Here is an 18,117-nt window from a genome sequence, read left to right on the forward strand (position 1 = left end):
CCCGACGACGATTCCGTGGGCATACCTGCATCCTCGTTTCCAAGGTCAGGAGCCTCCGGGATTTCCAGGGCGTTTCAATGACCCATTCACCCGAGAGCTGCCTGCCCAGTTGGTGGTTCAAGCGTGTCGGCACGCCTACGTCCACTGGGTCCAGCACGGCGACTTCGCCGCCCTGCAATCCGCGTTGCGCTGCGGCATGCAGATGATCGTAGGAACGCTGGCGTACCCGGCTGTCTGAGCCGCAGTTCACTGTCCGTCGATCACCATAGATCCCACGCAGTCGGGGCTGAACGGCGCCGCATATCCCGGACCCGTCCAAGTCGGCATGCCCCGGGATTCCCCGAAATGATCCTTGATGCTGCGCCTTTCGGTGCTTAAGCCAATTGGAACGCGCTCAGTGGCGCTTCTTCTGGATAGGTTGTCGGTCCGCCGAGGTCGTACGCGGCGTTGAGGGCGGCGATGAATGCCGGGTCGTGCAGGGGATCGCTGGGAGTGTCGAGCTGGATGCCCTTGCCTTTGAGGTCGTCGACCATCATGCCGATGGCCCGTTCGATCGTGATGTCGTCGGAGCCGTCCATGTTCTTTTTCAGTTCCTCGAAGTCCGAGAACACTTCGGCGGACCAGTGCACCAGGAAACGCAATTCGTCGGTGTGGTGGCGGGCGATGACGTCGTCACCGTTCTTCAGAAGCCAGTGGTTGGGGTCGGCCGGGTCGCCGGCGAAGACTGTGTCGAAGGCCAGCCCCGCCGGAACCTGTTGATCCAGCGGCCCGTTGGCTTCTCCGCGGTGCACCATCATCTCGTTCTGAACGACCACTCCGCGGTTGTTGATGGGCGGCAAGACCCGGGCGGGGGCCTTCAGTGGGCCGTCGGGCCAATAGGTAAAACCGGACCCCTCGTCGAGGGAGAACCAGGTGATGACCTGAGCCATTTTGATGAGGTAGTCGGTGAACAGGCCCGACTTGCCCATCACGCTGCACAGCCAGGTGGGGGCGTTCTCGTGGCGTACACCGCGGAAGCTCGGCGAGTCCAGATGGCCCGGATCGCGGTTGGCGCACGGGCCGTTGATGTTGAACAACATCATCTCAGGCTTGGCGTACTCGGCTTTCCAGTAGCTCTTCGCGTGCTCGAGGAACGTGGCGTTGTAGAAGCAGTCGTGCAGCTCCGGGTAGAGAACGGCCCCGTAGTTGGCCAGGTAGCCGCGGAATGTCGGCGTCAGAAAAAGGTCCAGCGACGGAGTGAATCCCTCGGGGAAGGCGCCGCTCATGGTGGCCATCAACTCGTCGGCCGATGCGAAGTGCTGGGCGATGATCAGCTTCCAAGGGCCGTGCGCGTGTACGACATTGAGCAGCCGCCCGCGTTGCTCGGCCGTGTAGACGTTGTCGATTTCGCGCGGCGGCGCGGCGGGCCGCAATACGTTGGAAAGCTCCATCCGGCGCTCATCGGTGAGCATCAGCGGTCTCCTTCTGCATGTTTCGATTGGTGTGATTGTCGTTGCCGCCGTCGACGCGCGGTCGATTCGTGTCCGGTGATCGGGACGTCAAAATGGGAGCGGATTGGCGAACTTGGCGCCCAATACCGCGCCGATCTCGGCAATGGCCAGCCGGCCGCGGGCGGTCGCGGCGGGGTACATGAGAAAGCCGTGGTAGGTACCCGGATAGCGGGTGAGGGTGGTCTGAACTCCGGCGTCCCGGAGCCGGACCGCGTATCGCTCACCCCAGTCCCGGATCGGGTCGCAGCCGGCGGTGACCACGATCGCGGGCGGCAGCCCAGAAAGGTCGGAAGCGTAGGCGGGCACCAGGTACGGGTCCTCGGGCGGCCCGGCATCTCCGTCGGCAAGTGCGTGCATGTAGTCGATGTCGTCGCGGGTGAGTAGCGGCGCGTCGGCCGTCGAGGCGACCGACGGGGCCGTCATGTCGCGATCCAGGCCCGGGTACAGCAGCACCTGAGCGCAGATCGCCGGACCGCGGCGGTCACGCGCGGCCAGGGCAACCGAGGCCGCCAACGAACCTCCGGCGCTATCGCCGACCACTGCGAGCCGGCTGGCGTCGACACGCAGATCCGCGGCTCGGCGCGACACCCATTCAGTGGCGGCGTAGGCATCGTCGAACTGCGCCGGCGGTGCCGCTTCGGGGGCCAGGCGGTAGTCGACGGCGACGACGGTGGCCATGGACGCCGATGCGAGCGCGCGGGCCAGCGGTTCGAACGAGTGGTTGGATCCCATGACCAGGCCGCCGCCGTGGAAATACACCAGCACGGGTGGGCAGGAATCTGAGGTGGGACGATAGATTCGCGTGGGTATCGGCCCGGCGGGCCCCGGGATGGTGGTCTCGGTGATGTTGTCCATCTGTGGCATTGCCTCGGGCAGCGGCGCGGATTCGATCGCGGCCCGCACCGCGGCGAGGCCGCGTTGGCGCATCGGCGGGATCGTACCGAGCGACGTGACTCGGGCGGCGGCGTCGGGATCCAGCGGGGGAGTGGGCACGCTAATGCCGGGCGGGGTCGAACCGGCGCTCGGTCCGCAAAACCGGAGCCTGTTGGGACGCAAGGACGTTGGCGCGCTCTTGCATCGCCGACCGAACATAGTCGGGATGGGTGAGCAGATAGAAGCTGCCTTGAGCGGCTTGCTCGAACACGACCGCGGCAGCTGTCAGCGGGTCCATCGCGTCGGCCTTCAGGTCGAGCATGGCCGTACGGTGCGCCTCGGCAGCCGCGACGTCGGTGGCCTCAGTGGAGTCGACGCCGCCGGCTGATTCGAAAATGTTGGACAGCACCGGGCCGGGCAGCACGGCCTGGACGTGAATGTGGTGGTCGTGCCCGCTGGACTGTACTTCGAGGTTGAGACACTCGGTCATCGCCAGTACGGCGTGCTTGCTCACGATGTAGGGCGTTTGCAAGGGCATCGCGACGACCCCACCGACCGACGACACATTCCACACCCACGCCTGCTCGGGGGTGGCCATCATTGGCGGCAGGAATGCGCGGATGCCGTAGAAGACCCCGCTGATGTTGATGTCTACGATCCGTTGCCAATTGGCCACCGGGGTGTCCCACAGGTAGCCGAACTGTTCAATTCCGGCGTTGTTCACCAGCAATCGCACCGGCCCGACGTCACGGATGGTCGTGTCGGCAAGCTCTTGCATGGCGACGGGATCCCGTACGTCGCACACCATGTCGACCGCGGTGCTGCCCGGGGCGGTGAGCTCCTCGCGCAGGGCGGCGATGCTGTGCGCATCGACATCGGCGAGCACCACGGTCATGCCCAATTTGCTGGCGTAGCGGGCCATGCCGGCGCCGATCCCGGAGCCGGCTCCGGTGATGACGGCGACGCCGCCAGAGAAGAGCTCTTGAACCGTCATGGTTGCGACGCGGTGGCGGTGCCGCTGTGCAGTTCGGAGAGCAGCACGGAGTTGGTGGCATCCAGCACGACGTCCATATCGGTGAACTCCAGTCCATCGGGGCCTCGGCGCACGCCGACGTTGACCACCCCGCTGGACACCGCGAACGGTACGAAGTTGGCGATCTGGTTGACGAAGATGTAAAAGCGGGCGCGCGTTACGCCGCTATCGGTGCCGGTGCGGTGCACGTTCGTGGCGTGGTGACGCAGCGGGTAGGGGCTTTGCTTGCGATGCTCGGACAGCCACTCGATGACCGCGTCACGACCGTCGAGTTCGGGCGACATCAGCTCCTCGAAAGGACTGGCGCCACTGTCGCTTCGGGTCAGGTAGTGCACATCGCGGGCGTAGCTTGCGGCCAGCTCGTCATAGTTGGCTTCGTCGTAGTGGTACCAGAAGGCGGCGATGAACTCCTGCAGTTCCGACAGCGTGATGTCGTTGCTCATGCCCACAGTCAATCCCGGCTGTGGCCCCGCTAACACCCCGACGCCCGTTGAGTGGAACACCGTCCTTGCTCAGCCGCTGATCAGGCTCCATAGCCCGGCGGCTCCCGCCTCAAGCGCGGCCGACGTGACCTGTTCGTCCCAATACTGCACGGAGCCGAACTCCCCGCGCCACACCAGGGCAGGCCGGGTGAACTCGTGTAGCCGGTGCTCGCGCGTGGTGCCGATCGCGCCATGAACCTGGTGAGCGTTACGCACCACCACCGAGGCGGCGTGGCCCACACACGAACGTGCCACTGCGACAAGGAAGGCGAGGTTGGACGCTGACCACGCGCTGGTGACCGCCGCCGTCAGCGCCGCCTCGGTGGCCGATCGTGCCAGGGCGGCCTGTGCGGCGATGTCGGCGATCATGCTCTGCACGGCCTGAAAGCGCGAAAGGGGCCGACCGAACTGGACGCGTGAGCTCGCGTGCTCGATCGAAAGCTCGAGAATCTGGTCCAGCGCGGCACACACTTGCACTGCGCGCACCAAGGCCGATTTCAGCCGCAGCTGGTCGACCAACGTCGCCTCGAGGGGAACACCGCGCAAGGCGGCGGGGTCGGCGACGACGATATCCCGCGGCTCGCCGATCGTATTGGCGCCGGGCGTGATATCCAGCGACTCGACATTGACATCGGCGGCGTGATACTCGCCGCCCCGCTGCCAGATGACCACGATCTGTTGGGCGCGAGACGCCCAGGGCACCCCCCTCGCGGCGCCCCGGGCATCGAGCCGGCACACGGTCCGCACAGCGTCGTCGCACGGTAATCCAATGGCCTCCAGCAGCCAGCACGCCAATAAATCGTGCTCGGCCAATGGGATTCGCGCGCTGTGCTGAACAGCGACGGTGAGCAGCTCGGCCGCTTCATGCCAGCCGGCGCCGCTGCCGCCGGAGTGTTCAGGGCCGGTGAGGCGCACCAGTCCGAGCTCGTCAAGCTGGTGCCATAGCTGGGCGTCACGATCGACAGTGGCGACGGATGACTGCGTTGTGCGGTACGCGCCGAACACCGCGCGCATCATGTCGATCAGGGCCGGGTCCACCGGGGACGCGTCGATCGGTGAGGTTGTCAACGGATCCCCAATCCGCGGGCAATCACACCGCGCAACACCTCGTTGGTTCCGCCGCGCAGGGTAAAGCCGGGGCGCTGGTCGACCGCGGCGGTTATCAGCTCCGAGGATGCCGCATCGACGCCGCCATGCCGGTCGGCAAGGTCGGCGATGTCACCTTCGACAGTGGTGCCCAGCACCTTGACCACCGCCGCGGCCACGTCAGCGGAGTCGCGGCGCTCCAGGGCGCCGGCGACCGCGGTCGACATCTGGTGCAGGCCGGCGACGCGGGCCACCAGGCGCCCGAGGCTCTCGTCTCGCGAGATGCGCTGGGTTGCCATGTTGGCGGTGGTCGCTGCGAGCAGAACGAAAGTAGAGAGGAAGCGTTCGGGTCCGCTGCGCTCAAAACTCAACTCGGACGTCACCTGCGCCCAGCCGGCGCCGATGTCACCGAACACCATGGCGTCGGGCACGAATGTCTGGTCGAGGATCACCTCGTTGAAGTGGTGCGCTCCGTTCATCGAAATGATCGGACGGACCCGCACCCCCGAACCGCGCAGGTCGACGATGAATTGGCTGAGCCCAGCATGGCGCTGGTCTGGATTCACCGGTGCAGTGCGGGCAAGGACGATGAAGGCGTGGGCGCGGTGTGCGCCCGACGTCCAAACCTTGGTGCCCGACAGCGACCAACCTCCCTCCACACGCACGGCGCGGGTACGCACACTGGCCAGATCAGAGCCGGAATCGGGCTCGCTCATACCGATGGCGAAGAAGCAGTCGCCGCGTACGATCCGAGGCAAGAATTGCGACTTCTGCAGTTCGGTGCCGTATTTCAGCAGTGAGGGCACGATCTGGCGGTCGGCGATCCAGTGCGCGGCGACCGGCGCGCCGGCGGCCAGCAGCTCCTCGGTAACCGCGAACCGTTCCAGAAATGAGCGCCCATGTCCGCCGTACTCGACGGGCACCGTCATACCGATCCAGCCGCGCGCCGCCAGGGCGGCAGTGAAAGTCTCGTCCCACCCCGTGAGCCAGGCGTCAACGGACGGGGCGAACGCGCCCGCTGCGCGTTGGTCGGCGAGAAACCGACGGACCTCCGCGCGTAGCGCCTGCGTCGATGGGTCGACGGCGGCCGGTGGCACCATCCGGGGCAGCGCCATCAGGTCGTCTTCCACTTGGCGATACGCCGTTCATGTTCGGGATCGCGGTGTGCCAGCGGCTGCATGGCCGCGGCCATCCCCAGCGTGGTTTCCAGTGACGCCGTCTGCGATTCCCGCAGCAACCGTTTGGCCATCCGCAGCGCGTGCGCAGGGTTGGCAGCGATGCGCTCGGCCAACGCGTGCGCGTGGGCGAGCAGGTCGTCGTGGGGCACCACTCGGCTGACCATGCCCCACTGCAGGGCGGTCGCAGCATCGATGCGGTCACCGGTGAAGGTCATCTCGGCGGCGCGCTCGTAGCCCACCGCCCGCGGCAGAAACCAGGTTCCCCCGTCGCCGGGGATCAGGCCGAGCTGTACGAAGCTCTCGGCGAAGGACGCTCGCTCAGAGGCCACTCGGATGTCGCACATCATCGCCAGATCGCAACCGGCGCCGATGGCCGGCCCATTGACTGCTGCGATCAGCGGAACCTCGAGTCGGGCCAGTGCCCGCGGAATCCGTTGGATGCCGTCGATGTAGGCGTGCCGTTGGGCCCGAGCGTCCAGGCCGAACATGCCGTCTCGGTCGGCCATCTCTTTGACGTTGCCGCCGGCGGAGAAGATTTTGCCGCGCCCGGTGAGGATCAACGCACGTATGTCGGTGTCGGCGTTGGCATTATCGACTGCGGCCTCGAACGCGGAGATGAACGCTTTGTCGGTGATCGCGTTGCCGAGGTGCGGAAGGTCGATCGTCCATACCTGCGTGGGTCCGCTCGTCGCGATCTCGAGAGGCCCGCTCATGCCGGCAGCTGCAGGGACTTGGTCTGCAAGTACTCTTCGAATCCGGCGCGGCCGAGTTCACGTCCTATGCCGGACTTCTTGTAGCCGCCGAACGGTGCCACCGGGTTGTACTTGCCGCCGTTGATGTCGAGCTGGCCGGTCTGCACCCCGCGCGCAAAGGCGATGGCCCGGTCGGTGTCGGCCGCCCACACCGCGCCCGAGAGGCCGTATGGGGTGCCGTTGGCGATGCGCAGGGCGTCGGTCTCGTCAGTAAATGGGATGACCGCCAGGACGGGACCGAAGACCTCTTCTTGGCCGAGTTCGGAATCCGGGTCGACGTCGCCGAACACCGTGGGTGCGATGTAGTAGCCGACCTCGCGGATCGGCTCGGCGCCCCCGGTGATCAGGCGCGCACCGTCGCGTTGGGCGCGTTCGATGAATCCCCGCACGGCTTCGAACTGGCCCGCCGAAGCCGAGGGTCCGATTCGGGTCGCCGGGTCGAGCGGATCGCCCACGGTGTATTTCGACACGGCGGCCTCGATCAGTTCCAGGGCCTCCCCGTAGCGGGACTGGGGCACCAGCATCCGTGTCCAGGCCATGCAGGTCTGGCCGCCGTTGAGGAAGGCGTTGCCGACTCCGACCTTGACCGCGGTCGCCAGGTCGGCGTCGTCGAGGATGACGTTGGCTGACTTGCCGCCAAGTTCAAGTGCGACCTTCTTCACCGACCGCCCGGCCAACTCCCCGACGCGGGCTCCGACGCCCGTGGAACCGGTGAACGAGACGAAGTCGATCTCGGGATGGGCGGCGATGCGCTCACCGATCAGCGCGCCGCGCCCCGAAACCAGGTTCACCACGCCGGCGGGCAGACCGGCTTCCTCGAGGGCCTCGACGAACTCGAACACCGACAGCGGTGCTTCATTGCTGGGTTTGAGAACCACCGTGCAACCGGCCGCGATCGCCGGGACCACCTTGGCGACCACCTGATAAAGCGGATAGTTCCAGGGGGTGATTGCGCCGACCACGCCGTAGGGTTCGCGCAGGATCAGCGAGTTTCCCACTTGTTCTTCGAAGTCGAAACCATCCAGAACGTCAGCGAAGCCGCGGGCCACCGCCAGCGGGACCTGGGTCTGCACGGTCTGCGCGATGCGCACCGGCGCACCCATTTCCCGGGTGATCGTCTCGGCGATGTCCGGCAGACGCTTCTCCAGGGCGGCGATCACCGCCGCGACGCGCTGGCGGCGCTCGGCGACGCTGATCAGCGGGTCAAAGGCGCGCCGTGCTGCGGACACTGCCGCATCGACGTCTGCTTCGGTACCTCCGGGAACCGTGCCGATGACCTGTTCTGTCGAGGGGTCGATCACCTCGATGAGGTCCGTGCCGGCCGGCGTGATCCACTCGCCGCCGATGAACAATGTCTTCCTGGCGTAGTCATGCATTGGTCGTGGTCTGCTTTCTGTCGTTAGGGCACGATGCTCGCGCGAACGTCGCGCTTGCTCTCGGCCGCCGCGAAGGCGTCGTTGATGTTGTCGAGTGGGTAACAGGCCGCGGCCAGTCGGTGCAACGGCAGCCTGGCCTGATGCTGTTCGAGAAATGTCAGCGCCCGCGACAACACGATGGGGTCGTACAACGAGACGCCGACCATCATCTTGTTGCCGAAGACAAAGCGGGACGGGTCGAATTCGAAGGTCTTGCCAATGTTGATGTTTCCGATCTCCACGTAGCGGCCGAATTGGCCGAGCATCTTGAGGCCTTCGTCGATGGCCGAGGGATGGCCGACCACCTCGACCACGACATCGGCGCCCTGGCCGTCAGTCAGTTGTCGCACGAGCTTGGTCCGGTCTTTGACCGTCGCGACGTCGTTGATGTCGATGACCGTGTCGGCGCCGAAGGCGGTCGCCAGCTCTAGGCGCTCGGCCACACCGTCGATGGCGATCACGCGGGCAGCGCCGCGCGCTTTTGCCACCGCCACTGCGTACAGACCCAGCGCACCCGCCCCCTGCACCACCACCGATTCACCAAGCTGCAGGTCGACACGCTCCAGACCGTACATGACCTGTGACAGTGCGCAATTCGCGCCTGCAGCGATGTCATCGGATACCGAATCGGGGACCGTGTAGACCACCGCCCCGGCGGGCAGCAGGAAGTAGTCGGCGTAGCCGCCGACGAAATAGGGTGGCTCGTCGGCGCGGCCGAGCATGGCCATCGTCAGCTTCAGACAGGCGTTTCGCCTGCCCGCCAGGCAATTTCGGCAGGTGTGACACGAGAAGAAGTAGGGAAAGACCACCCGGGTGCCCACGGTCAGCGGCGCGCCGTCCGAATCGGTGGTGACACCCGCGCCCAGCGCCTCGATCGCGCCGACCATTTCATGGCCCAACACGGTGGGTAGTTGACCTCCCAGGCCGCCGGTGGCGAATGTGCCGTGCCAGGCGTGTAGGTCAGAGCCGCAGATGTTGGCGCGACTCACTTTGATCAGGATTTGACCAGGACCCACCTCCGGAAGGCTGACCGTTTCGATGTCGAACGGCTTACCGGGTTGGTCGAATCGCGCGATGCGGCCTTTAAACACAGAGAGCGGTCCCTTCATTGGCTGGCGAATTCGAGGGTGAAAGCGTCCCGCAGGGCGCGTTTGAGAAGTTTGCCGCTGGGGTTTTTCGGCAGTGAATCGACGAAGAAGACCCGTTTGGGCGCCTTGAAGCCGGCGAGATGCTGCCGGCAGTGCACGAGGACGTCGTCTTCGGTGAGGGTGACGCCGCTGCGGGTTACTACTGCGGCGACCACGGCCTCCACCCAGACGGGATGCGCCAGACCGAATACGGCGGCCTCCTGGATCCCGTTGTGGCGGTACAGAATTTCTTCTACTTCGCGGCTGGCGACGTTCTCGCCGCCTGTTTTTATCATGTCTTTTTTGCGGTCCACGACGTGCAACAGTCCGTGCTCGTCGTAGTAACCCAGGTCGCCGGAATGAAACCAGCCGCCGCGGAAGGCCTCCGCCGTTTTAGCAGGGTCGTCCAGGTAGCCGACCATCAGATGCGGGCTGCGGTGGGCGATTTCACCCACCATGCCGGGTGCCACGGGGCAATCCTCGTCATCGAGGATGGTGGTTTCGACGTTGACCACCGGGCGTCCGGCCGCGCCGGCGTGGGTGTCCTGCTCGTCGGGTCCCAGCGCCGAGGCCAGCGGCGCCATCTCGGTTTGACCGTAGAAGTTCCACAGCCTCAGATTCGGCAGCCGTCGGCGTATTTCGTGCAGGACCTCGGCGGGCATCGGTGAGGCGCCGTAGTAGCCCTTGCGCAGGCTGGACAGGTCGACATCGTCGAAGATCGGGCAACGCAGCAGTGAAATCCATACCGTGGGTGGCGCAAAGTAATTCGTCACTCCGTACCGCGCGATGGTACGCAGGACCAATTCGGGGTCCGGCCGCGACAGGATGATGCTGGTCGCTCCCAGATAGAGGTCGGTGGCCAAGAAGTTGTCCAACTGCGCGCAGTGATAGAGCGGCAGTGAGTGGATTTCGACGTCGTCCGGTGACATCGCCCCGGCCACGATGGTGCTGACGTACTGCCACATCAGGCTGCGGCTGGTGTGCATGACGGCCTTGGGCCGTGATTCGGTGCCACTGGTGTACATCAGCCGCACGAGTTGCTCATCATCGATGGGCGGGTTCGGTGCGGCTGTGGTCGTGGTGAGCCACTGACCAAAGTCGTGCCAGCCGACAGGAGGGATGGCGCCGTCGGCCATCAGCGCAACTTTTGTCGTGACAGCCCCGCCCAAGCGCATCGCCTTTTCGGCCATCGCGGTCAGAGCGGATTCGACGACGAATCCACGGACCCGGCTGTGCCCGAGGATATAGGCGATCTCCTCGGCCGTGAGCATGAAATTGATGGGCACCAGGACCACCCCCGCGCGCGCGGTCGCGAATGCCAAGACCGCGAACTGCCAGCAGTTGTGGGACAGTAGCGCAACGCGATCGCCAGGGGCAAAGCCGTTGTCGCGCAGGGCGGCTGCGGCTCTGTCCACCAGCTGGTCGAACTCGGCGAACGTCAGCACCACATCACCGTCGATGATCGCGGTTTTCTCCGGCTGACGGCGGGCTGACCGGCGGGGGATGTCGCCGAGCGATTGACTGCGCGCCTGAGCGACCGCGGCGTCCAGTTCCCGTGTCACTCGGTCGTCGTGGTGCGCGGGTTGCATGGGACGAACACTAGGTCCAAATGTCGTTTTCCGTGATCCTGACCTCCCGCTGAGTAGACAACAGCGGTGCCCGGGGTGGCGGCGGGCTTCAGACTCAATGGCATGACCGCCGCTACCGAATCGACGTCGCCCACCGGACCGGCCGCTCCTGATCCCGACGAACTGCGCGCCAACCTGCGTCAGGCGGACCCGGGTGTGCTGGTGGCCGTGCTGGCGCAGCTCACCGGCGACTTGTCGGTGATCGACACCTACGCGCCCAAGATCTCCTATGTTGCCGACCCGCCCGAGCAGGCCGGCGTCACAGACGCCGACACGGCCGATTCGCTGGTGAACGCCCTCGTCGAGGCGCTGGGACGGCCACGATGCACCGATGCGAGATCCCCTGTGGACCGGGACTTCTTCGCAAAGCTGCTACCTGTAGCGCTGGGTTCGCAGGTCGATGACGAGCAGGTGGACCTGTTGCTCGAACAGGGCGGCTTCCAGCGGTCGCAGCCAACTTTGCCGCGGACTGTGCCGATCCCCGAGACAATCACCATCGCCATCATCGGTGCCGGTCTGGCCGGGATCAGCGTCGCACTGGCCGCCGCCGCTGAGGGAGTCGCGTTTGAGATCTTCGACCGCAATGACGAGGTCGGCGGCACCTGGCTGACCACCACCTACCCGGGCATCGGTGTGGATACGCCGTCGGCGTATTACTCGCTGTCGTGGGAGGTGAACCCGGACTGGAGCAGCTACTACCCGCAGGGTGGGGAATATCAGAACTATTTGGTGACGCTGGCCGATAAACACAAGCTGCGCGACCACATTCGGTTCGGCACCGAGATCGAGGCGTTGTGGTGGGACGACGAACGCAACCAATGGCAACTCCATGCGGTCGATGCCCAGGGCCGTCGCACGATCAGCTACGCCAGCGTCGTGGTCGCCGCGGCGGGCTACCTCAACCGTCCGCGCTGGCCGGATATCAAGGGTCGAGACACCTTCGCGGGCACCAGCATTCATTCGGCGCTGTGGGATTCTTCCCTCGATCTCACCGGCAAGAAGGTGGCCGTGATCGGGGCGGGCTGCACCGCCGTACAGATCGTCGACGCGTGTGTCGACCAGGTCGAGCACCTGACGGTGTTCCAGCGGCAGCCACACTGGGTGGCGCCGCGTAAGCGGCTGACCGATGAGGTGCCCGCGTTCCGGCGTTACCTGGGACGGCATCTGCCCTACTACGCGAAGTGGCACCGGCTCAAGTCCTATTGGGGCACCGCGGACAACAACTACCCGATCATCCTGCAAGACCCGGACTGGAACAAAGATCACCTGTCGATCTCGCCGGCCAATGACGTGCTTTTGCAAATGTGCTTGCGCTACATCGAGGACACGTTCGGAAAAGACACCGAGCTGGCCAAAAAGGTCACCCCGGACTTCGCGCCCTACGGCAAGCGGATCATCCGTGACCCGGGCGGCTACTACGCGGCGTTGACCCGCGACCATGTCGACGTGGAGGCCAGCGAGCCGGCCGAGGTCAACCCGAAAGGCATTGTCACCCAGGATGGCCGGCAGATTGACCTCGATGTCATCGTCTACGCGACCGGCTACTACTTGGACTTCTTATCCACCGTGGACATACGTGGACGCGGCGGCAAGAAGCTGGCTGACGAATGGGGTGACAACCCCCGTGCGTACCGTGGTGGCACGGTGCCCGGCTTTCCCAACCTGTTCATCATGTCGGCACCCAACTACAGCCCGGGACACGGTGCGGGGGCGAACTTCTCTATGGAGGTGCTCGCGCACTACATCATCGAATGCTTGCAGTTGATGGCGCTGCGCCGCGCCACCACGATCGAGGTCACCCAGCAGGCGTACGAGGATTACGTTGCCGCGATCGATGAGGCGATGCTCGGCACGGTATGGTGCCACACACCCAACGCCCACACTTACTACCGGTCCGGCTCGGGCCGGGTAGTGGTGGCCACCCCGTACCGACTGGTCGACGTCTGGCATCAGCACCGAGCGCCGAGCGAGCAGGACTTTACGCTGCGGTGAACGAGTTGCTGACTGGCAGGACGGCTTTGGTAACCGGAAGCAGCCGCGGCATCGGTCGCGCGGTGGCCCAGCGGCTGGCGGCCGAGGGTGCCACCGTCGCGGTGACGGCGCGCGCTCACGCGCCCTCACGCTCGCAGCGCGCCGGGTCCGATCGCACGCTACCCGGCACGATCGAGGAGACCATCGCCCTGATCGAAGATGCCGGCGGGTCGGCGTTCGGGGTGGTGGCCGACCTCGAAGACGCCCAGGCGCGCGAGACCCTGGTCGACCAGGTGCTCGACCGCACAGGCCGCATCGACATCTTGGTCAACAACGCCGGCTTCGCCGACTACTCGGTCATCGAGGACATGCCGCTGCAGACCTTCGACCGCACCGTCGACCACTATCTGCGCACGCCCTTCGTGTTGACCAAGGCCGCGGTTCCGCACATGCGCAAGCTGGGCGGCGGGTGGATCGTCAACATCGGCTCGGTCACCGGTGTGGCACCGGTGCGGCCGTACCGCGATTACAACAAGACCTCCGGCGATGTGATTTACGCGTCGTGCAAGGCCGCACTGCACCGGTTCACCCAGGGGGTGGCCGCCGAACTGCTCGACGCGAACATCGCGGTGAATTGTGTTGGCCCGTCGACCGCTGTGCGCACTCCCGGCGCATCCTCGCTCATCCCTGAGGGCTTTCCGACCGAGCCGGTGGAGTATCTGGCCGAAACCGTGCTGGCAATGTGCCATCTACCGGCGGCTGAACGCACCGGCCTGGTGGCGTTTAGCTTGCACTACCCGTGGTCACAACGGCTGCGGGTGCACAGCCTGGACGGAAAAACCGAACTGCCGCCACTCGAACCGCCGGCGAACGCTAATACGAACATCCTGCCCGCCGGGATGTGAGTCCCTCGGCGGACAACGGAGATCCGCTCGACACCGACGAGGCCCGAGACCGACTAGGTGGGCGATGCGGTCAAGACGGGGTGATCGCATCGACAGAAGCTGTGGCACACTCGGTCTCGGATGATGACGTCGGGGCATTCGGGATCAAACCAGCGGTCCACGACTGCCCAGTGGATCGGATGCATCAGGTAGGGGCCCATCAGCGCATCGAAGTCGCTGAACTCTTGCTCGAACACGTGGGTCCATCGTGATGCCCCGACCGCATCGTCGACCCGGCTGAGCTGCCATGCCCTGATCGTCGGTATGTAGCGCGGCATCGAGGCCAACTCGTCCTCGAAACGCGCAACGGTGTCGACGTCCGTGTCGGGCAGCACGCGTAAAAACAGGGCCCGGTAGACTGTGCCCGGGCGGCCGCCGTTGGGAGTTGGAGCACCCCTGTAGCTGACCCCGTTGACATGGGTGATCGCGGGATCGCCCAAAATCGCGGTGAAATCGTCTGCGGCGGTAAGCCATTGACTCGGGGAATCAAACCTCAAGTGGACGAGAACGTCACCGCCGTTGCGCGCCCCGGGCAGCGTCGGTTCGACGAGCCGGTGACGGGCGCCGGTCGCCTCAGCGCTCGCGCGCACCAGCGTGAGCATCCGGTCGCGGTGTTCGTCTGCGACGTCGAGGAGGCGGGTGACGTTATACATCGCAGAGCCCGTCGACGTCGTCGGCGGCCGCAGCGACCGAGCGGGAGCGCTCGGTGATGAGTTCCTCGATCTGGTCCCACCACCGGGCCAGCGTCGGGTCGGGGCGGCCCTTCCAGGTCATCTCCCACCAGGCCTGGGCGGTCGGCAGGGCCCAGGTGATGGTGACGGTGTTGGATTGGTCCGTGAACCAGATCGGGGGACTAACCAGGACATCGCGCAGCGTCATTCCGCGGGAGCGGGCACCGGGCGCGTACTCGGCGAGGTAGGTTTCCACGAACTTCCGTGCGCAGCCAGGCCGCGTCACCACCCTGTCGATCACGAAAATTCGACCGTCGGCCATGGGCGTGACCGTACCGACCGTGTGTAACCCCGGACAGGTTCAGTCCCGGCCATCGGGAGGACCTCATTGCCCCCCGTCCGGCTGGGCACCACGGTGGGAGGATGAGCGCTTCCTTCAGTCCCGTGCAGCTCGGCCCGGCCACCTTACGCAACCCGATCATCAAGGCCGCGACCTCCGAAGGCCGATCGCCCCACGGGCTGGTCACCGATGATCTAATCGCGTTTCACCGGGCGTTCGCCGACGGGGGAGTGGGCATGACGACGGTGGCCTACTGCTGTGTCGCGCCCGAGGGCGCCAGCGCCCCGGGTCAGATCGTCATGAGCTCACAAGCGCTGCCCGGCCTGCGCAGACTTACCGATGCCGTGCACGGGGCGGGTGCGGCCATCTCGGCCCAGCTCGGCCACGCCGGGGTGGTAGCCCCCAGGGCGCTGACCGGGGTGACCGCCCTGTCGCCGAGCCGGTTCGTCAATCCGACGTCGTTGGCCTACTGCCGGGCGATCACCCGCGACGAGATAGCAGCCGTCGTCGAGCAGTTCGGCGCGGCGACCCAGGTAGCGATCGATGCCGGATTCGACGCGGTTGAACTGCATTTCGGACACCTGTATCTGCCGAGCTCGTTTTTGAGCCCACTCATCAACCGCCGCACCGACGAGTACGGCGGCTCCATCGACAACCGTTCCCGCCTGGCACGGGAGATCGCCGAACGCGTCCGCGAGGTGGCCGCCGGACGGATCGCCGTTATCGCCAAATTGAATATGGACGACGGACTGCCCGGCAGTATCTGGATCGATGAGGCGTTGCGCACCGCGCAGCTCCTCGACACCGACGGCACGCTCGACGCGCTCGAACTGACCCAAGGGTCCTCGGTCTTCAAGCCGATGTACCTGTTCCGGGGCGACGTCCCGGTGCGCGAATTCGCCCGCGTCATGCCGGCCGCGCTGCGGCCCGCCATCAGGCTGGCCGGCAAGCGCGTGATGGGCAGCTACCCGTATCGCGACCTCTACATGCTCGAAGCCGCACGCCAATTCGTGCCGGTGATGCGCAACACCAAACTGATCCTGCTGGGCGGCATCACCCGCCGCGACCACGTCGAGACCGCACGAGAGGAGGGATTTGACTTCGTGGCGATGGGTCGGGCGCTGCTGCGGGAACCCGACCTGGTCAACAAGATGATCGCCGACCCGGGCAGTCGCAGCCGGTGCAATCACAACAACAAGTGCATGGTCACCGTTTTCGGCCGCACCCACTGCGTGCTCGATCCCGACCAACGCTATGGGCCACCTACCAAGATCGAGGAGCGGCCCGCCCAGCCCGCGGAACGGTAATCACCCCAGCAGCGTGGCCAACTCGCGGCACGCCTGCCGCCGGGCTTGGTGAGCGATGTCGAGCATCGGCATCGTCATGAACCCATGGATGCCTCCCTCGTAGCCGCACCGCACGGTGACTACCCCGGCGGATTGCAGCGCGTCGGCGTAGGCGATGGCTTCGTCCCGAAGCGGATCATGCCCGGCGGTGACCATCACTGCGGGCGGCAGTCCGTGTAGGTCCGCTCGCAGCGGTGAGGCGTAGGGATGGTCGCGGTCGGCGGGTGCGGGCACATACTGGTCCCAATACCATTGCAGCGCAGCCGCCGGATTGTAGAAACCCTTGCCGAACAGTCGATATGACTCAGTGTCGAAGCCGGCCGCGAGCATCGGGTAGAGCAGCAGCTGCGCGGCAATCGCCGGGCCACTGCGATCGCGCGCCATCAACGCCACGACGGCGGCCAGGTTGCCGCCCGCGCTGTCACCGCCCACCACGACCGCGCGCGAATCTCCGCCGGCGATGTCGGCGGCCCATCGGGTGGCGGCGTACACGTCCTCGGCCGCGGCGGGCCACGGATTTTCTGGAGCCAGCCGGTATCCCACGGAGACCACCACGGCGGGAACGAGGTTGGCCAGACTGCGGCACAGGCCGTCGTGGCTGTCGAGGTCGCAAAACACGAATCCGCCGCCGTGCGCGTATACCAGGATCGGCAGGCCCGCGTCGTCGGCGTGGCCGCGGGGCCGGTAGATCCGTATCGGGATGTCAGCACCGGCGCCCGAAATGGTCTGATCTCGGATTGTGGCGACCGGCTCGGGTTGGGCGGGCGGTACCAACCGCTCGCGGATGGCCGCCCTGGCCTGGGCGCCCGTCATGGTGTGCACCGGCGGAAAGCCCGCGTCCAGCCCCTCAATCAGCGCGGCGACCTGGGGGTCGAGGTTCACGCGTACTGCAAGGTGGGCTGCGGCGCCGGCATCGGGCGTTGGGGCAGCAGCGGTCGCATTGTTTGCAGCGTGGGCGCCACGCGGTGGGCGCCGTCTTCGATGTTGCGCCAGATGTTCACCGCGGTCATGCGGACCGGGGTGGTCAGTCGCTGATCGAACATCATGCGATTCATCGGCGCGCACACCGACACCGCGGCAATCGCCTCACCGGGGTTGCCGATGGGGGCCGCCACGCAGCCAAAACCAAGCAGCGACTCCTCGCGCTCGAAGGCGACGCCGTGGGCGCGCACCTTGGCTAACTCAGCGGCAAGTTGCGAGCCGGTGCAAATGGAAAACTTGGTCTTGCGGGCCTGCAGATGAACGTCGGCATGCTGGTCGCCATAGGCCAGGATCGCCTTGCCGACCGCGGTACAGTGCGCGGGTTGCCGACCCCCGACCCTGGTGGGGATCGCGTTGATCAGTCGGTCACCGATCTTGTCGAGGTAGACAACGTCCGGCCCGTCCAGAACCGCCAGATGAACGACAAGCCCGGTGGCGCGGTGCAATTCGCCCAGCAAGGGGGCGGCTGCGCGCACCAGGCGGTCTTGGTGCACGGCCAGTGAGCCCAACTCCACCAGCCGCATGCCGAGCTCGTAGTCGCGGCCGTTGCGGCGTAGCCAGCGCAGCTGGACCAATCGCTCGAGCATCCGGTGCGCCGACGAGCGCGGCAGGCCCGTGCGACGCACGATCTGGGCGAGCGTTAGTCGTCCCGGTCCTTCGAAGGCGTCCAGCACCAAGGAGACGCGGTCGATGACGGCGGTGGGAGTTGCTGGTTCCAGGGGCGCTGACATCGGTCCTCCAAAGCTCCATTGCATCTGGCTGTGATATCTCTATTAGAGATACCTCAGTTTGTACCATAG

The 18,117-nt window shown here is 65.9% G+C and carries 17 protein-coding genes and 1 pseudogene; 4 read left to right on the forward strand and 14 right to left on the reverse strand.

Translation table 11 applies throughout. The features are described from left to right. A pseudogene (locus AWC03_RS27645) lies at positions 1 to 238 on the forward strand (hypothetical protein); the annotation flags it as partial. Between the two features lie 136 nt (positions 239 to 374). Here AWC03_RS27645 and AWC03_RS17445 read toward each other — a convergent pair. From AWC03_RS17445 to AWC03_RS17490, 10 genes are all read right to left on the reverse strand, one after another. Then, positions 375 to 1,451 (reverse strand): hypothetical protein, encoded by a 1,077-nt coding sequence (locus tag AWC03_RS17445; protein ID WP_085241981.1) that lies wholly within the window; start codon positions 1,449 to 1,451, stop codon positions 375 to 377. Positions 1,452 to 1,538: 87 nt separating this feature from the next. Continuing rightward, the gene (locus AWC03_RS17450) at positions 1,539 to 2,483 is read right to left on the reverse strand and encodes an alpha/beta hydrolase (protein ID WP_141659156.1); all 945 of its coding nucleotides are present in this window, start codon (positions 2,481 to 2,483) and stop codon (positions 1,539 to 1,541) included. Position 2,484: 1 nt separating this feature from the next. Then, the gene (locus AWC03_RS17455; RefSeq protein WP_085241982.1) at positions 2,485 to 3,357 is read right to left on the reverse strand and encodes an SDR family NAD(P)-dependent oxidoreductase; all 873 of its coding nucleotides are present in this window, start codon (positions 3,355 to 3,357) and stop codon (positions 2,485 to 2,487) included. Continuing rightward, positions 3,354 to 3,839 carry a nuclear transport factor 2 family protein gene (locus AWC03_RS17460; protein ID WP_085241983.1) on the reverse strand — a complete coding sequence of 162 codons (486 nt, stop codon included), beginning with the start codon at positions 3,837 to 3,839 and terminating at the stop codon, positions 3,354 to 3,356. The genes AWC03_RS17455 and AWC03_RS17460 overlap by 4 nt, the downstream gene beginning before the upstream one ends. A 69-nt stretch (positions 3,840 to 3,908) precedes the next feature. Further along, positions 3,909 to 4,895 (reverse strand): acyl-CoA dehydrogenase family protein, encoded by a 987-nt coding sequence (locus AWC03_RS17465; protein ID WP_085242004.1) that lies wholly within the window; start codon positions 4,893 to 4,895, stop codon positions 3,909 to 3,911. A gap of 47 nt (positions 4,896 to 4,942) precedes the next feature. Further along, on the reverse strand, positions 4,943 to 6,079 hold the full coding sequence (locus AWC03_RS17470; RefSeq protein WP_085242005.1) for an acyl-CoA dehydrogenase family protein: 1,137 nt from the start codon (positions 6,077 to 6,079) through the stop codon (positions 4,943 to 4,945). Next, positions 6,079 to 6,855: a crotonase/enoyl-CoA hydratase family protein gene (locus AWC03_RS17475; protein ID WP_085241984.1), complete on the reverse strand. Its 777-nt coding sequence runs from the start codon at positions 6,853 to 6,855 to the stop codon at positions 6,079 to 6,081. Before AWC03_RS17475 ends, AWC03_RS17470 begins: the two co-directional genes overlap by 1 nt. After that, positions 6,852 to 8,270, reverse strand: a complete 1,419-nt coding sequence (locus AWC03_RS17480) for an aldehyde dehydrogenase family protein (RefSeq protein WP_085241985.1) — start codon at positions 8,268 to 8,270, stop codon at positions 6,852 to 6,854. Before AWC03_RS17480 ends, AWC03_RS17475 begins: the two co-directional genes overlap by 4 nt. A 23-nt stretch (positions 8,271 to 8,293) precedes the next feature. Next, entirely contained in the window at positions 8,294 to 9,418 is a 1,125-nt protein-coding gene (locus AWC03_RS17485; protein ID WP_085241986.1) for a zinc-binding dehydrogenase, read from the reverse strand. Then, a complete protein-coding gene (locus AWC03_RS17490; protein WP_085241987.1) occupies positions 9,415 to 11,025 on the reverse strand; it encodes an acyl-CoA synthetase in 1,611 nt (536 codons plus the stop codon). Before AWC03_RS17490 ends, AWC03_RS17485 begins: the two co-directional genes overlap by 4 nt. A gap of 102 nt (positions 11,026 to 11,127) precedes the next feature. Between AWC03_RS17490 and AWC03_RS17495 the strand changes: the two genes are divergently transcribed. Further along, on the forward strand, positions 11,128 to 13,056 hold the full coding sequence (locus AWC03_RS17495) for a flavin-containing monooxygenase (RefSeq protein ID WP_085241988.1): 1,929 nt from the start codon (positions 11,128 to 11,130) through the stop codon (positions 13,054 to 13,056). Further along, on the forward strand, positions 13,053 to 13,940 hold the full coding sequence (locus AWC03_RS17500; RefSeq protein ID WP_085241989.1) for an SDR family NAD(P)-dependent oxidoreductase: 888 nt from the start codon (positions 13,053 to 13,055) through the stop codon (positions 13,938 to 13,940). Before AWC03_RS17495 ends, AWC03_RS17500 begins: the two co-directional genes overlap by 4 nt. 53 nt (positions 13,941 to 13,993) lie before the next feature. Here the strand turns inward: AWC03_RS17500 and AWC03_RS17505 are convergent, their stop codons facing one another. Both AWC03_RS17505 and AWC03_RS17510 read right to left on the reverse strand, forming a co-directional pair. Next, positions 13,994 to 14,632 (reverse strand): Dabb family protein, encoded by a 639-nt coding sequence (locus tag AWC03_RS17505; protein ID WP_085241990.1) that lies wholly within the window; start codon positions 14,630 to 14,632, stop codon positions 13,994 to 13,996. Beyond that, positions 14,625 to 14,972: a hypothetical protein gene (locus AWC03_RS17510; RefSeq protein ID WP_085241991.1), complete on the reverse strand. Its 348-nt coding sequence runs from the start codon at positions 14,970 to 14,972 to the stop codon at positions 14,625 to 14,627. Before AWC03_RS17510 ends, AWC03_RS17505 begins: the two co-directional genes overlap by 8 nt. 101 nt (positions 14,973 to 15,073) lie before the next feature. Between AWC03_RS17510 and AWC03_RS17515 the strand changes: the two genes are divergently transcribed. Next, the gene (locus tag AWC03_RS17515) at positions 15,074 to 16,297 is read left to right on the forward strand and encodes an NADH:flavin oxidoreductase (protein WP_085241992.1); all 1,224 of its coding nucleotides are present in this window, start codon (positions 15,074 to 15,076) and stop codon (positions 16,295 to 16,297) included. Here AWC03_RS17515 and AWC03_RS17520 read toward each other — a convergent pair whose 3' ends face one another. After that, on the reverse strand, positions 16,298 to 17,218 hold the full coding sequence (locus AWC03_RS17520; RefSeq protein ID WP_085241993.1) for an alpha/beta hydrolase: 921 nt from the start codon (positions 17,216 to 17,218) through the stop codon (positions 16,298 to 16,300). Continuing rightward, entirely contained in the window at positions 17,215 to 18,048 is an 834-nt protein-coding gene (locus AWC03_RS17525) for an IclR family transcriptional regulator (RefSeq protein ID WP_085241994.1), read from the reverse strand. Before AWC03_RS17525 ends, AWC03_RS17520 begins: the two co-directional genes overlap by 4 nt. Between the last annotated feature and the right edge of the window lie 69 nt (positions 18,049 to 18,117).

It is taken from the genome of Mycobacterium europaeum (assembly GCF_002102155.1).
Classification (GTDB): domain Bacteria; phylum Actinomycetota; class Actinomycetes; order Mycobacteriales; family Mycobacteriaceae; genus Mycobacterium; species Mycobacterium europaeum.